This window comes from Micrococcus sp. KRD077, assembly GCF_017168505.1.
Lineage (GTDB): Bacteria > Actinomycetota > Actinomycetes > Actinomycetales > Micrococcaceae > Micrococcus > Micrococcus luteus.
Map to the genome: position 1 here is coordinate 1 of NZ_JABFAZ010000089.1, position 14,274 is coordinate 14,274.

The window sequence follows — 14,274 nt, forward strand, 5'->3', positions numbered from 1 at the left end:
GGATACGGTGGCCTGGTGAGCCAGAACCCCCTCCCCGCCCCGCGCGGCGACGCGCAGCGCGGCGCCGCCGACCACCACGACCGGGTCTCCGCGATGTTCGACGCCATCGCCGGCCGCTACGACCTGATGAACGCCGTCATGACATGGGGTCAGGAGCCGCGCCTGGTGCGCCGCACGGTGGCGCGGGCCAACATCCCCGCGCAGGCCCGCGTGCTCGACCTGGCCACCGGCACCGGGGACCTCGCGTTCGAGGTGCTCAAGCAGCACCCCGACGCGCAGGTGGTGGGCGCCGACATCGCCGCCGAGATGATGGAGGTCGGCCGTGCCCGCGCGGGCGGGGACCGCATCGAGTGGGTCGTCGCGGACGCGACAGACCTGCCGTTCGAGTCCGGCTCGTTCGACGCCGTGACCCACGGCTACCTGCTGCGCAACGTCGCGGACATCCCGGCGACTCTCGCCGAGCAGTTCCGCGTGCTGCGCCCCGGCGGCTGGGTCGCGGCCCTCGAGACGTCGCCGGCGCCGGACAACGTGCTCAAGCCGTTCTCCTCCTTCTACATCCACCGGGTGATGCCGCAGCTCGCGAAGCTGATCGCCGACCGGCCCGAGGCCTACGCGTACCTGTCCTCCTCGACGAAGGCGTTCCACACGCCGGACGAGGTCGCGGACCTCTTCGCCGGGGCCGGCTTCGTGAACATCGGCCACGAGACCCACATGTTCGACACCCTGGCCACGCACTGGGCCATGAAGCCGGTCGACTGACGCCGGCCACGCGGCGCGGCGTCAGCACAGGGCGGCCCCGGTGGCGCCGCCGGATGTGTCAGGGCTGTGACGAGTCACGCTGATGTCCGCGTTCCGAGAAGACTCTGGGCCGACCCGGCTGGTCCGCGTAGCATGGGGCCCCGTCGAGGGGGATCCGCGCACCCCCCGGCCCCGGTCGCCGCCCGTCCGTCATCCCCCGGAACGGCGTCGCCCCTCCGTCGCGAGGCGCTCGTCCCCGCAGTCCGCGACGTCCGCGTGGGCACCGTGAACCGTCTCCCGAACGTAGAGGAACCTTGTGAGTCCCATCCAGAGCACCACCGGCCCGTCATCCATGGCGGAGCTGAAGAAGGTCCTGCCCGAGCTCTCGCATCCGGACGGCGCACCGGTGCGGGTGCTCGTCGTGGACGACGAGCCGATGATCGCCGACCTGCTCTCCATGGGCTTCACCCTCTGCGGCTGGGAGGTGATCGTGGCCCACGACGGCGCGACCGCCGTCGAGCTGGGCACCGCGGGCCGTCCGGACCTGGCGATCCTGGACGTCATGCTGCCGGACATGGACGGCCTGGACGTCCTGGAGCGCCTGCGCGCCCACTGGTCGGAGATGCCCGCCATGTTCCTCACCGCCAAGGACGCGACGGAGGACCGCGTGGCGGGCCTGGCCGCCGGCGGCGACGACTACGTGACCAAGCCCTTCTCCATGGAGGAGGTGCTCATCCGCGCGCACCGGCTCGTGCAGCGCTCCGGCGTGGTCTCGGGCGGCTCCGAGGTGCTCGTGGTCGGCGACCTGGTGATGAACACCCGCACTCACGAGGTGACCCGCGGCGGCGACGAGATCGAGCTGACCGCCACGCAGTACAACCTGCTGAAGTTCCTCATGGCCAACGTCCGCACGGTGCTCTCCAAGGAGCGCATCCTGCAGGACGTCTGGGGCTACGACTTCGGCGGCCGCGCGAACATCGTCGAGCTGTACATCTCCTACCTGCGGAAGAAGATCGACGCGGATCGGGATCCGATGATCCACACCATCCGCGGCGCCGGGTATGTCATCCGGCCTGCCTGAGACCGCCGCGGTCCCTTCGGGGCACGGCAGCACCCGCCGCAGGCGGCCCACGTCGCTGGCCCGCCGCATCGGCGCCGGCGTCCTTCTGATCCTGGTGGCCACCATCCTGGCCTACTCGTTCTTCGCGACCGGCATCACGAAGGCCCTGCTGACCGAATCCGCCTCTCGGGATGCCTCCGAAGCCTGGATCCGCGCCTCGGAGCAGCTGACGGTCCCCTCGCCGGGCGGAGGGGACGACGTCGGCCCCGGGGAGGGGTACCTGCGCGCGCCAGGCACCCTCGGCCAGCCCGAGGGCACGGTGGTCGCGCTCGTCCCGCTCTCCGGTCTGGAGGAGCATCGGCAGGACGCCCTCACCGGGCACCGGGTCGGTGACGCCGGGCAGTCCGTGCCGCTCACGGCGCGGGAGGCCCACGACCTTCTGCGCGCCGTCCGGGACCGGCCGGGTGGGCCGATGCTGGACGCCGTCGTCGGTGACGTCTCCTATCGCGTCCAGGCCCAACTGCTGAGCGCGCCGGGCCCCTGGGTGGCCGCGGACCAGGTGCTCGTGGTGGGGGCGCCGACGGGCGCCATGTCCGACGTCGCGCGCCAGGCGCTGGTCGCGGTCGCCGTCGGACTGTCCGTCACCGTCCTCACCACCGCGATCCTGGTGACCCTGTGGCTGCGTCGGGGCCTGGCCCCGCTGCGCGAGGTCGCCGCCGTCGCCGAGCGGGTCGCCCAGGTGGACATGGCCCGCGCCGGGCTCGATCCGGAGGACTCACGCATGCCGCCTCGGCTCCTGCAGGGGCCGGACGAGGTGGCCGTCGTCGCCCAGGCGCTCGACCGGTTCACCGGCTCGGTCGAGGCGGCCCTGGAGCAGCGCCGCGTGCAGGAGCAGCAGATGCGCCGGTTCATGGCGGACGCCTCCCACGAGCTGCGCACGCCGCTCGCCTCGGTGCGCGGCTACGCCGAGATGATCGCGATGACGGAGGAGCTCTCCGCGACTGGCCGGCGGTCGCTCGACCGGGTGCTGTTCCAGGCCGACCGCATGGCCGCCCTCGTGGACGACATGCTCCTGCTCGAACGGCTCGAGTCCGTCTCCCGCGGCCGGGCCATGGGCCTGGCGCCCTCCGGGGAGGTGGCGCTGGCCGAACAGGTGGACCTGTCCGAGGTGGTCCTCGAGGGCGTGATGGACGCCCGCGCCGCGTGGCCGGACCACACGTGGGTGGTGGACCTGCCCGCAGGGGTGGAGCCGGGCACCCAGCGGTGCGTCACCGGCGACCGGTCGCAGCTGGCCCGCGTGGTCGGCAACCTGCTCTCCAACGCGGCCAAGCACACCCCCGTCGGGACCACCGTCACGGCCTCCGTGCGGCAGGACCAGCCCCGGCCCGGTTTCATGCTCGTCAGCGTCCACGACGACGGCGGCGGCATCCCGGCCGACCGACACGCCACCCTCTTCCACCGCTTCGTCCGGGGCCCCGGGAAGGGCCGGACGAGCGCCCCGGGCACGGAGCCGTCCACGGGTCTGGGTCTGGCCATCGTGCGCTCGATCGCGCGCAGCCATGGCGGAGACGTGACCGTGGCGTCCGAGGGCGGGTGGACGCGCTTCGACGTCGTCGTGCCCTGCGCCCCGGGGCGCGCCGGGCCGGGGGCTGCGGGCTCCTGCTGCGGCCCCGCCCGGGCCGGCCTGCCCTGACCCCGGGTCGGCGACCGTTGACGGACCCCCACCCTCCTGTGCGTACGGTGCTTGTGCATGACCCAGAAAGGGTCGTCCGGGACTTCCGGCCGATCCTTCCCGACGCCGGTCGGCGCAAGCCGCCGGTGAGAGGAGCACGATCATGACCGACATCCGCCGCACCGCCACCGCCCTGACCCTCGGCGCCGCCGTCGTCACCGGCCTCGGAGCCCCCGCCGCCGTCGCTCAGACCACGGCCCCGGCCACCGAGACCGCCACCACGGCGCCGGCCTCCCCGTCGCCCGTTCCCCAGCAGGAGGAGAAGGACGACAACGGCAACTGGGGTCTGTGGGGCCTGGCCGGTCTGCTGGGCCTGGCGGGCCTGGCCGGCCGCCGCAAGCGTGAGGTGCACGCCGAGCCCGTGCGGAGCGACCACCACGTGGCCGGCGCGCACCGTGACCATGACGTGCACCGCGTGGACGACCGTGCCGGCGACGTGCGCACCGAGGGCGTGGACGCCCGCCGCCGCGAGGCCGAGGGCACCCTGGGCGATGCCACCCGCCGTCCGGGCACCGGCGACGGCCGTTGACCCGACCCCGGCCGCGTCGAGCGGCCCGTGACCGCGACCCCCGCCCCTGAGGCGGGGGTCGCGGCGTGTCGGGGGCGGGTCTCGAATGCGCTCCTCAGTCCGCGGCGTCCCCCGCCGAGGGCGCGGCGCGCAGCACCGCGTCCGTGAGGCGGTCCAGGGCCGCGGTCCCGGCCGTCCAGCGCTGCCAGTGCAGGTGCACGTCGGCCGCGCCGAGGGCCACGATCGGCTCGAGGTCGGGGTGCCGGCCCTCGAGCACGCCCGGCGGGATCTGCGCCGAAGGGAGCATGCCCCAGCCCAGCCCGAGCTCCACCGCCCGCAGATACGCGTGCACGGAGGGCACGAGGTGGGTCGGCGGGTCGGCCACGGGCCGGCCGCGGGTGACGCGGCGCAGCACCGTGTGCTGCAGGCCGTCGCGGGGGCCGTAGTCCACGATCGGCAGCGAGCCGAAGTCCACCCGGCCCCGCGCGTCGCGGTGCAGCTCCAGCAGGAAGGACGCGCACACCGCGTGATAGCGCATCGTGCCCAGCGGGGTGGAGGTGCACCCGGCCACGGGCGTGGGGTCGTCCGTCACGGCCGCCACGACCGCGCCGTCCCGCAGCAGGACGGCGGTGTGCTCCTGATCCTCGGACTGCATCTGCAGGACGACGTCGTCCCACGTCGCCGCCTCGCGCAGCACGGGCTCCCACCACGTGTCGAGGGAGTCTGCGTTGAGCGCCACGCGCAGCGGCACGCGGCCGCCGTCGCCCCGGCCGAGCGCGGCGAGCGCCTCGTCCTCGAGTGCGAGGGTCTGCCGGGCGAGACGGAGCAGGCGCTCTCCGGCCGCGGTCGGCCGGACGGGGACGGTGCGGGCCAGGAGCACCTGGCCCACCTGCCGCTCGAGGGCCTTGATCCGCTGCGAGAAGGCCGAGCCGGAGATCCGCAGGGAGTCCGCGGCGGCGTCGAAGGTGCCGTGGTCGACGGCCGCGACGAGGGCGCGCAGGTGGTCGGAGTTCATGCGGTCCAGGGTAGGGGTGGTCATGAAGGATGTCTTCAGATCTTGAAGAAGATCGCGATGGCACGGACGTGGGACGGCTCCTATCCTCGCTCGGTGACCATCTTCGCCACCGGTTTCCTGACCTACCTCGCCCTCATCGTCGCCATCGGCGCGCAGACCCTGTTCCTGCTGCGCCAGATCGTCCGACGCGACCGCGTGTGGACCGTCCTGACCGTGTGCTTCGTGGCCGATGTGGCGCTGCTCGTGCTCGGCGCCGGCGGCGTGGGCGTGGTGGCCGAACGCTGGCCGTGGCTCGTGCCCGCGCTGACCGTGGCCGGCGTGGTCTACCTCCTCGCGTTCGCCGTGGGCGCGCTGCGCTCCGCCTGGCGCGGGGACCGGACCCTCACCACCGCGGCCGCGGACGTCGAGGGGACCGGGCACGGCCCTGACCGCATCGACCTCGCGGTCCTCACCGGCGAGCTGCCGCTGATCGACCCGGCGACCGGCCGCCTGGCCGATCGCGAGCCGGCCGGGGCCGGCGTCGGGCGTCACGACGACGGCGCGCCCGGCTTCGGCACCCCCTCGGGCGGTGGGTCGGTGGCGGTGCGGCAGCGCGTGCAGCCGCGCCGCGTGGCGTTGGACCGCCCGCAGACGCCGCTGCCGCGGATCATCCTGCTGGCGCTGTCCGTCTCCCTGGTGAACCCGCACGCCATCCTCGACACCGTGGTGATGATGGGCACCTTCGGGCAGACGTTCGGGGCGGCGAAGTGGGTGTACGTGGGCGGCGCGGTGGCGGCCTCGCTCGTCTGGTTCACCGCGCTCGGCTGGGGCGGGACGAAGCTCGCCCCGTCCATGGACTCGGCGCGGACGTGGCGGATCGTGGACGCCGTGGTGGGCGTGCTCATGCTGGGAATCGCCGTGAAGGTGGGGCTCACGCTCCTCTGAGCCGCCCGGGGAGGATGATGGGGACATGAGTCCTTCCCCCTCCGACTCCGCCCGCACGCCGACCGTCGCGGCCGGGGAGGTCATCCGCGTCTCCGCCGTCGTGCTGGCCCGCCCGGACCGCCGCGTGCTGACCGTCCGCAAGGCCGGCACCGCCATGTTCATGTTCCCCGGCGGCAAGCACCTGCCCGGCGAGGCCCCCGTGGACACCGCCGTCCGCGAGGTGGCCGAGGAGACCGGGCTGCGCCTGCGCCCGGACGAGCTGACCCGCCTCGGCGCGTGGGACACCGCCGCCGCCAACGAGCCCGGCGCCGCCCTGCACTCGGAGGTGTTCGCGCTCTGGCGGCCCGTCGCCCGGCACGAGGTCCCCGAGCCGACGGACGAGATCGTCGAGCTGCACTGGATGGACCCCGCCGCCCCGGCCGCACCGGGCGGGCACGGCGTGGCCCCGCTGCTGCACCCCGTGCTGGCCGCCGTCGCCGCAGCGCCCCCGTTCTGACGTCCGCGCGGGCCGGCCGGCCCGCGCTGACGTCCGCACCGGCCACTAGCCTGGCCGGGTGACGTCGCTGCTCCGCATCCTGCGCTTCGCGCCCCAGCTCCACCGCCTCTACCTCGGCATCGCCGTCAGCTCCGTGCTGGCCGCGGTGCTGGCCCTGGCCACCCCGTTCCTGATCGGTGCGGCCACGGACCGGATCGTCGCCGCCGTCGCGGGGGAGACCGACGTGGCCGAGGCCGTCACCGCGGTGACCTGGCTGGCGGTCGCGTTCCTCGCCGTCGAGGTGGCGACCACCCTGGTGGTGAGCGTGGGCGGCTACTGGGGCGACGTGATGGCCGCGCGCATGCGCACCATCCTCTCCACGCGGTACTTCGAGCAGCTGCTGCACCTGCCCCAGCGGTACTTCGACACCGCGATCACCGGGCGGGTCGTCAACCGGTTGAACCGCACCATCAACGAGATCACCCAGTTCCTGCAGTTCTTCGCGAACAACGCGTTCACCATGCTCGTCACCACCGCCGCGGTGCTCGTGATCACGGCGTTCTACTGGTGGCCGCTGGCGATCCTGCTGGCCGTCGTCTTCCCCGTGTACATGTGGCTCACCGCGCGGACGTCCGCGAAGTGGCAGGTGTGGGAGGGGGAGAAGAACACGGAGGTGGACGTCGCCTCGGGGCGGTTCGCCGAGGTGGTCTCCCAGATGTCCGTGGTGCGGGCCTACAACCGGCAGGACCACGAGCTCACCGGGTTCCGCGACCGGTTCCTGCGGACCGTGGAGATCACCCGGCAGCAGTCCCGGTTCTGGCACGGCATGGACGCCGGGCGCCGGCTCGCCCTGAACGTGGCCTTCGGCGCGATGTACCTGATCGTGTTCGTCCGCACCGCGCAGGGCCTGTTCTCCGTGGGCGACATGGTGATCCTCCTGCAGCTGATGAACATGGCCCGGCAGCCGATCTTCTCCATGAGCTTCCTCGTGGACTCCGCCCAGCGCGCCGTCGCCGGGTCGAAGGACTACTTCGAGGTGCTCGCCGAGGAGCGCGAGCGGGCCGGCGGGGCGGCGCTCGCGGCGGCGAGCGCGAGTGCGGAGTCGGCGGGTGCGGACGCACCGCGCGTGCCGGCGGAGCCGCGGGCCGACGTCGTGCCGGGTGCGCCGGACGTCCCCGCGGACGTGCCGGCCGTGCGCTTCGACGACGTCTCCTTCGCCTACGACGCCGACGCCGCCCGCCCCGTGCTGGACCGCGTGTCCTTCGACATCCCGCAGGGTGCCAGGGTGGCGCTCGTGGGCGAGTCGGGTGGCGGGAAGTCGACCATCGCGCACCTGCTGCTGGGTCTGTACCCGGTGACGAGCGGACGCATCGAGGTGTTCGGACAGGACGTCGCCGGGCTGGACCTGGCCGTGCTGCGCGGGCGGATCGCCACCGTGTTCCAGGAGCCGAGCCTGTTCTCCGGGACGGTGCGCGAGAACATCGCCTACGCGGACCCCGACGCCTCCGACGAGCGCGTCCGGGCCGCCGCCAAGGCCGCGTACGCGCACCGGTTCGTGGAGGCGTTCGACGACGGCTACGACCAGGTGATCGGCGAGCGGGGGCTGCGGCTGTCCGGCGGGCAGAGGCAGCGGATCGCGGTGGCGCGGGCCGTGCTGAAGGACGCGCCGATCCTCGTGCTGGACGAGGCCACCTCCGCACTGGACACGAAGTCAGAACGGCTCGTGCAGGCGGCCCTCGAGGACCTGATGGTGGGGCGGTCGAGCCTGATCGTGGCGCACCGGCTGAGCACGATCGCGTCCGTGGACCGGATCGTCACGCTGCGCGGCGGGCAGGTGCAGGAGATCGGGACCCCGGCCGAGCTGGCCGCGTCCGGCGGGATCTACGCGCAGCTGCTCGAGCTGCAGAGGGCCGGCACCCAGGAGGCCCGGAAGATGCTGAAGGAGTACGGGCTGAGCGGGTGATCCCGGAATCTTCTGCGGATCCGACCCTTCTGGGCGCCGCGCGGCGGCCCGGAAGGGTCAGATGTGCAACGGATTCCCCGCGCGCGGCAGGACGCCCACGACGACGTCGCCCCGACTCCGCCGCATGGCCTGTGGACAACCCGACCCGCCGGCGTCGGGAGCGAGCAGGATCGGGGCCATGCGCGTGCCCGGACCCTTCCCCGCCCACCTCCAGGACGCCCCGTTCACGCGGGCGCAGGCGCTGGCCGCCGGGGTGTCCGGGTCGCGGCTGCGCAGCCGGGACGTCGAACGCGTCGCGCACGGCCACTACCGCTGGATCGGCCCCGTCACCGGGGCGACGCCGCCCGCGCGTCCCCTCGCCACCGAGCTGTCCCGGCTGCAGGACCTGGCGGCGATGCGTCCCGACGTCGTGGTGACCGGAGAGTCCGTGGCCCGGCTGCTGGGCTGGCCCCTCCCGGACGACGTGAAGGCCCGGGTGCGTCCTACCGTCCTGCGGTCCCGCACCCGCCGGGTGCTGCGGGAGCCCGGCGTGCGCACCCGGCTCGTGGACCTAGACCGCGTCCTCGTGCGGAGGGACCGGCTGCACGGGCTGCGATGGACCTCGCACGCCGACACCTGGTTCCACCTGGCCACCGTCCTGGACCGAGACGCGCTCGTGGCGGTCGGAGATCGGCTGGCACGGGAGGACGAACGGCGGGGGAAGGTCGCGCTGGCCACCCGCCGGGAGCTCGGCGCCGCGCTCGAGCGGCACACCGGCGAGGCCGGGATCGTGCGGGCGCGGGAGGCGCTCGCGCTCGTGCGCACCGGTTCCGACTCCCCGGCCGAGACCGAACTGCGCCTGGCGCTGATGGCCGCGGGGCTGCCCGAGCCGGACCTGCAGATCGAGCTCTGGGACCCGGACTACTCGCTGTGGCACCCCGCCAGCGCGGACCTCGGCTACCGGCGGTGGCGGATCGCGATCCACTACGAGGGCAAGACCCACGACGGCGCCGCGCAGGTCGGCAAGGACACCCGCCGGGACGCGGTGTTCCTGCGTCAGGGCTGGCTCAACATCCGGGTGGCGGGGACGGACCGGTGGCGGGGATTCGTCGAGACGGCGGGGCTGGTGCGGGCCGCGATCGCGGAGCGTGGCGGTCTCGACGCCGGTGGCGCGGAGGATCGTCTGCGGAACTGACCCTTCTGGGGCGGGAGCGGACGTCCAGAAGGGTCAGGGGCGCAGAAGATTCCGGAAGGCCGACGACGGCGCCGCGTCACGCGACGACGCACCGCGGCCCCGCTCTTACCATGACGGGATGACCGCACCGGATCCCGCCCCCACCGACGCCCGCCGCGCGGAAGACCGCTCCGCGCGCATCGCCGTCACCGTCTTCCCGCTGCTGGTGCTCGCCGCCGCGCTCGTGGGCTTCCTCGCCCCGACCGCCGCGAAGACGCTGCTGCCCCAGGTGAACCTGTTCCTCGGGATCATCATGTTCGGCATGGGCCTGACGCTGACCCTTCCGGACTTCGGCCTCGTCGCCCGCCGGCCGCTGCCCGTGCTGCTGGGCGTGGTGGCGCAGTACGCGATCATGCCGCTGCTGGGGCTCGGCGTCGCCGTCGTGCTCCAGCTGCCGCCCGAGCTCGCGGCGGGCGTGATCCTCGTGGGCTCGACCCCGGGCGGCACGTCCTCGAACGTGGTCAGCTATCTCGCCCGCGCCGACACAGCCCTCTCCGTGGCCATGACCTCCGTGTCCACGCTCCTGGCTCCGCTACTCACGCCGCTGCTCACCCTGTGGCTGGCCGGCCAGTACATGGCCGTCGACGGCGGCGCCATGGCCAAGTCCATCGTGAACATCGTGCTCCTGCCGGTCCTGGGCGGACTCGTCGTGCGCCTGCTGCTGCGCCGCGTCGTCGACCGCGTGCTGCCCGCCCTGCCGTGGGTCTCGGTGGTGTTCATCGCGCTGGTGGTGGCCGCCGTCGTCGGCAACAGCGCCTCCCGCGTGCTGTCGGCGGGCCTGCTGGTGTTCGCAGCGGTGGTGCTGCACAACGGGCTCGGCTACCTGCTCGGCTACGGCGCGGCGAAGCTGTTCCGGCTGCCCACGCCCGTGGCGCGCACGGTCTCGATCGAGGTCGGCATGCAGAACTCGGGCCTGGCCGCGGGCCTCGCCGCGCAGTACATCTCGCCGGCGGCGGCCCTGCCGGGCGCCGTGTTCTCGATCTGGCATAACCTCTCCGGGGCCGTGCTCGCGATGGCCTACCGCCGTTCCGACGGCCGCAGGGCCGCGGGCGCCCCCGGCTCGGCCCCGGCGAATCGTCTGCGGAACTGACCCCTCCGAGGCGGGATCGGACCCCCAGAAGGGTCAGTTCTGCAGACGATTCCGGACGGTCGACGACGACGCCGGCCGCCGGGCAGCGCGCGAGTGAGGGCCGTGGCGCGGCCCGCTCACACCGCGGCCCGCCCGCTCACACCGCGGCCAGGCCCGCTCACACCGCGGCCAGGCCCGCTCACACCGCGGCCAGGCCCGCTCACACCGCGGCCAGGCCCGCCACGGGGCTCAGCCGGGCCGCCCGACGCGCGGGCAGCAGCGACGCCGCCAGGCCGGCCAGCGCCGCCACGGCCACCACCAGCACGAGCTCGAGCCACGGCACGGCCGGGCGCACCGCGGTCCCGGCGCCCGCGGTCGCGGAGAGGTCGGCGAGGACCAGCTGCGCCCCCGCCCAGCCGTAGAACACCCCGAGGGCGCAGCCCAGCACGGCGGCCACGGCGGCGATCAGCACGGCCTCGATCGCGATCGTCCCGCGCAGTCCGCCTCGCGTCAGGCCGAGGGCCCGCAGCAGCGCGTTCTCGCGCGTCCGTTCGATCACGGACAGGCTCAACGTGTTCGCCACCCCGATCAGCGCGATCAGCACGGACACCGCCAGCAGCGCCACCACGATCCCGAGCATCGCGTCGATGATCCGGGCGTAGAGCGCGCGCTCGCCGGCCCCGCCGTCGATCACGGCCGCCCCGGTGCCCGCGGCCCGGGTCACGTCCTCGCTCAGGCCCTGCAGGCGGTCGACGGGGACACCGGGGTCGAGCGCGACGAGCAGCTGGCCCGGCACGGCGGCGCCCGCGGCCCCGTCCCACCCGGCCTCGCGCAGCGGCTCGGCCGCCACGTACACGCCGGAGCTCAGCGAGCCCGCGCGCACCGGGACGAACGTCCGCTCGGCCCCCGCCACCTGCCCGCGGACCTGATCCGTGTCGACCCAGTCGGGCACGAGCGCCGTGCCGGGGTCGCCGAGGCCGGTCACGCCCTCGGGCAGGCGCGCGACGACGGCGCGCAGGTCCGCGGCCGGCGTCGCCAGCACGGGGGACCCGTCCTCCGTGGCGCCCACCGAGGTGGCCAGGGCCACCGCCTGCACGTCCGCCGTCGCGGCGACGGCCTCGGCCGCACGGGCCGGGTCCGCGTCGGCGGGCAGCTGCACCACGAGGTCCACCGGGTAGGCGGTGTCCAGGGCGAGGGCCGTCTGCTCCTGGGCGGTGCGCCCGCCGGTGAGGAACAGCGCCACGAGGGTGGTGCCCACGAGCAGGGCCGCGGCGGTGGCGGCGGTCCGGGACCGGTGGCGCACCGCGTTCAGCCCGGCCAGGCGACCGGGGACGCCGGCCGGACGGGCCAGCACCGCCGCCCCCCGCACCGCGGCGGGCACGAACAGCCGCGCCAGCAGCAGCACGCCCACGAAGGACAGCGCGCCGCCGCCGATCGCCGAGACCGGCTCCCTGACCGACACGCCCCCCAGCATGAGCGCGGTGCCACCGACGGCCAGCGCCAGTCCGATCGCCGTGCGGACCCGGCCGCCGCGCGATGCGGCGGTCACCTCGTCCCTGGGCCGCAGGGCCTTGAGCGGGGCGACGCGCGTCGCGGCCACCGCGGGGGCCAGCGCGGCCACGACCGTCACCGCCACGCCCACGGCCACCGAGACGGCGAGCCCTGCCGGGTGCAGCCCGAACGTGAGGAACGGCAGGTCCAGCATCGCGCGGGCGGCCGCGGCCACGCCGGCCACGATCGCCACGGCGAGCCCGGCGCCCAGCACGGAGCCCACCACGCCCACGACGGCGGCCTCGGTCAGCACGGACGCCCGCACCTGGGCCGTCGTCGAGCCGATGGTGCGCAGCAGCGCGAGGTCACGGGTGCGCTGGGCCACGAGCACCTGGAAGGTGTTCGCAATGACCAGCGCGGTCACCAGCAGGGCCAGCGCCGCGAAGCCGCCGAGCACCCAGCCCAGCAGGTCGGTGCCGCCGCTCAGCTGCGTCACCACCGAGCGCACGGCCTCGTCCGGGGCCGCGACGTCGACGTCCACCCCGGCCGCGGCGGCCTCGGCGCGGGCGGCCTCGGCGACGGCGGGGACGTCAGCCCCGTCGGCCAGGCGCAGCAGCAGGTGGGGGGTGAACCCGGCCTCCCCGTCCTGGCCCTGCACCGCGGTCAGCGCCGCGGGCGAGGCCCACACCTGCGCCTGCCCGGAGAGCATCGGGTCCGGGGAGGGCTGGGTCAGGCCCGTGACCACCGCGTCGACCGGCGTGGTGGTCGAGTCGGGCCCGGACTCGCTCGCCAGCGCGACGACGTCGCCCACGGCCACCCCGTGCCGGTCCGCGGTCTGCGCGTCGAGGGTGACGCCGCGGGCGTCGTCGGCGGCGGGCAGGGCGCCGGCGGTCACGGTCAGGCCCGCCAGGGCCGGGTCGCGGGGCAGGGGCATCACCGCGGCGCCGAACTCGGCGTCCGCGGCGCGGGCCGCCGCCCACGCCATCCGCAGGGCGTACGCCTCCTCGACGCCGTCCAGGCGGGCCAGCGGGCCGGGCTCGGCGGAGGTGCCGGCGAGGTCGGAGACGTCCTCGGACCCGCCCGGCAGGACCACGAGGTCGGCGCCGGCGTAGGTGCTGCCGAGCGTGGCGCGCAGGGTGGCCTGCGCCGTCGAGGAGACGAGGAAGGAGGCCGCGAGGAACAGGGTGCCGATCAGGATGGCCAGCACCAGGGAGACGTAGCGGCGCGGCTGGGTGCGCAGCTGGGAGAGGGCGACGGTCCACATGGTCAGCGCACCCCGCCCTCGGCCGGGGCGGACAGGGCGGTCAGGGCCGCGGTGACGGACTCGACCGTGGGGTCCACGAGCTCGCCGGCCAGCCGGCCGTCCGCGAGCAGCACGACGCGGTCGGCGGCGGAGGCCGCCACGGGGTCGTGGGTGACCATGATGACGGTCTGGCCCATCTCCCGCGCGGACCGGCGCAGCAGGCCGAGCACCTCGGCGGAGGTGGCGGTGTCCAGGTTGCCGGTGGGCTCATCCCCGAACACGACGTCCGGTCGGGTGAGCAGGGCGCGGGCCACGGCGACGCGCTGCTGCTGGCCGCCCGAGAGCTCGTGCGGCCGGTGGCCCAGCCGGTCTGCGAGGCCCAGGGTGCGGGTGATCTCGTCCAGCCAGGCGCGGTCCGGGGTGCGGCCGGCCAGCTCGAGCGGCAGCACGATGTTCTGTTCGGCCGTGAGCGTGGGCACGAGGTTGAAGGCCTGGAACACGAAGCCCACGCGGTCGCGACGCAGCCGGGTCAGGGCGGTGTCGTCCAGCCCGGTGATCTCGGTGCCGCCGATCCTCACGGAGCCCGAGGTCGGCGCGTCCAGCCCGGCCAGGCAGTGCATGAGCGTCGACTTGCCCGAGCCCGAGGGCCCCATGATCGCGGTGAACGCGCCCGAGGCGAAGTCCACGTCCACCCCGCGCAGGGCGTGCACCTGCGCGTCACCGCGCCCGTAGGCGCGGGTGAGGCCGCGGGCGCAGACGGCGGGCGCCGTCGTCGTGGTGGCGGACGACGACGGCGTGCCCGGCCCCGGCGCGACGGGGCCGGGGGTCGTGGGGGAGAAGGGG

General features: G+C 74.9%; 12 protein-coding genes. 9 read left to right on the forward strand and 3 right to left on the reverse strand.

Features of this window, described 5'->3' with window-relative positions; translation table 11 throughout:
• Nucleotides 1-15 precede the first annotated feature (15 nt).
• From J1M39_RS11730 to J1M39_RS11750, 4 genes are all read left to right on the forward strand, one after another.
• On the forward strand, nucleotides 16-759 hold the full coding sequence (locus J1M39_RS11730; protein ID WP_101965882.1) for a ubiquinone/menaquinone biosynthesis methyltransferase: 744 nt from the start codon (nucleotides 16-18) through the stop codon (nucleotides 757-759).
• A gap of 331 nt (nucleotides 760-1,090) precedes the next feature.
• Nucleotides 1,091-1,819, forward strand: a complete 729-nt coding sequence (locus J1M39_RS11735; protein ID WP_029248286.1) for a response regulator transcription factor — start codon at nucleotides 1,091-1,093, stop codon at nucleotides 1,817-1,819.
• A gap of 94 nt (nucleotides 1,820-1,913) precedes the next feature.
• Nucleotides 1,914-3,491 carry a HAMP domain-containing sensor histidine kinase gene (locus tag J1M39_RS11745; protein WP_240756365.1) on the forward strand — a complete coding sequence of 526 codons (1,578 nt, stop codon included), beginning with the start codon at nucleotides 1,914-1,916 and terminating at the stop codon, nucleotides 3,489-3,491.
• Between the two features lie 142 nt (nucleotides 3,492-3,633).
• The gene (locus J1M39_RS11750; RefSeq protein WP_101965881.1) at nucleotides 3,634-4,059 is read left to right on the forward strand and encodes a WGxxGxxG family protein; all 426 of its coding nucleotides are present in this window, start codon (nucleotides 3,634-3,636) and stop codon (nucleotides 4,057-4,059) included.
• A 94-nt stretch (nucleotides 4,060-4,153) separates the two neighbouring features.
• Here J1M39_RS11750 and J1M39_RS11755 read toward each other — a convergent pair whose 3' ends face one another.
• The gene (locus J1M39_RS11755; RefSeq protein ID WP_101965880.1) at nucleotides 4,154-5,077 is read right to left on the reverse strand and encodes an ArgP/LysG family DNA-binding transcriptional regulator; all 924 of its coding nucleotides are present in this window, start codon (nucleotides 5,075-5,077) and stop codon (nucleotides 4,154-4,156) included.
• 69 nt (nucleotides 5,078-5,146) lie between these two features.
• Between J1M39_RS11755 and J1M39_RS11760 the strand changes: the two genes are divergently transcribed.
• The 5 genes from J1M39_RS11760 (at nucleotide 5,147) to J1M39_RS11780 (ending at nucleotide 10,718) form a co-directional block, all read left to right on the forward strand.
• The gene (locus J1M39_RS11760; RefSeq protein WP_240756364.1) at nucleotides 5,147-5,977 is read left to right on the forward strand and encodes a LysE/ArgO family amino acid transporter; all 831 of its coding nucleotides are present in this window, start codon (nucleotides 5,147-5,149) and stop codon (nucleotides 5,975-5,977) included.
• Between the two features lie 25 nt (nucleotides 5,978-6,002).
• Nucleotides 6,003-6,473, forward strand: coding sequence for an NUDIX hydrolase (locus tag J1M39_RS11765; protein ID WP_060775137.1), 471 nt, complete (start codon nucleotides 6,003-6,005; stop codon nucleotides 6,471-6,473).
• A gap of 58 nt (nucleotides 6,474-6,531) precedes the next feature.
• Complete coding sequence (locus tag J1M39_RS11770; RefSeq protein ID WP_206496830.1) at nucleotides 6,532-8,415, forward strand: ABC transporter transmembrane domain-containing protein; 1,884 nt, start codon at nucleotides 6,532-6,534, stop codon at nucleotides 8,413-8,415.
• A gap of 178 nt (nucleotides 8,416-8,593) precedes the next feature.
• Nucleotides 8,594-9,589, forward strand: a complete 996-nt coding sequence (locus J1M39_RS11775; protein WP_036314481.1) for a hypothetical protein — start codon at nucleotides 8,594-8,596, stop codon at nucleotides 9,587-9,589.
• A 118-nt stretch (nucleotides 9,590-9,707) separates the two neighbouring features.
• Nucleotides 9,708-10,718 (forward strand): bile acid:sodium symporter family protein, encoded by a 1,011-nt coding sequence (locus tag J1M39_RS11780; protein WP_036314479.1) that lies wholly within the window; start codon nucleotides 9,708-9,710, stop codon nucleotides 10,716-10,718.
• Between the two features lie 199 nt (nucleotides 10,719-10,917).
• Here J1M39_RS11780 and J1M39_RS11785 read toward each other — a convergent pair whose 3' ends face one another.
• Both J1M39_RS11785 and J1M39_RS11790 read right to left on the reverse strand, forming a co-directional pair.
• On the reverse strand, nucleotides 10,918-13,452 hold the full coding sequence (locus tag J1M39_RS11785; RefSeq protein ID WP_036314478.1) for an FtsX-like permease family protein: 2,535 nt from the start codon (nucleotides 13,450-13,452) through the stop codon (nucleotides 10,918-10,920).
• Between the two features lie 2 nt (nucleotides 13,453-13,454).
• Nucleotides 13,455-14,274, reverse strand: an 820-nt coding sequence (locus J1M39_RS11790) for an ABC transporter ATP-binding protein (RefSeq protein ID WP_036314476.1), incomplete at its 5' end; no start/stop codon positions are given.

Coding starts and splice junctions, on each gene's coding strand:
- J1M39_RS11735 (WP_029248286.1), top strand. CDS start 1,091: ATGGCGGAGCTGAAGAAGGTCCTGCCCGAGCTCTCGCATCCGGACGGC.
- J1M39_RS11750 (WP_101965881.1), top strand. CDS start 3,634: ATGACCGACATCCGCCGCACCGCCACCGCCCTGACCCTCGGCGCCGCC.
- J1M39_RS11755 (WP_101965880.1), bottom strand. CDS start 5,077: ATGACCACCCCTACCCTGGACCGCATGAACTCCGACCACCTGCGCGCC.
- J1M39_RS11765 (WP_060775137.1), top strand. CDS start 6,003: ATGAGTCCTTCCCCCTCCGACTCCGCCCGCACGCCGACCGTCGCGGCC.
- J1M39_RS11775 (WP_036314481.1), top strand. CDS start 8,594: ATGCGCGTGCCCGGACCCTTCCCCGCCCACCTCCAGGACGCCCCGTTC.
- J1M39_RS11780 (WP_036314479.1), top strand. CDS start 9,708: ATGACCGCACCGGATCCCGCCCCCACCGACGCCCGCCGCGCGGAAGAC.
- J1M39_RS11785 (WP_036314478.1), bottom strand. CDS start 13,452: ATGTGGACCGTCGCCCTCTCCCAGCTGCGCACCCAGCCGCGCCGCTAC.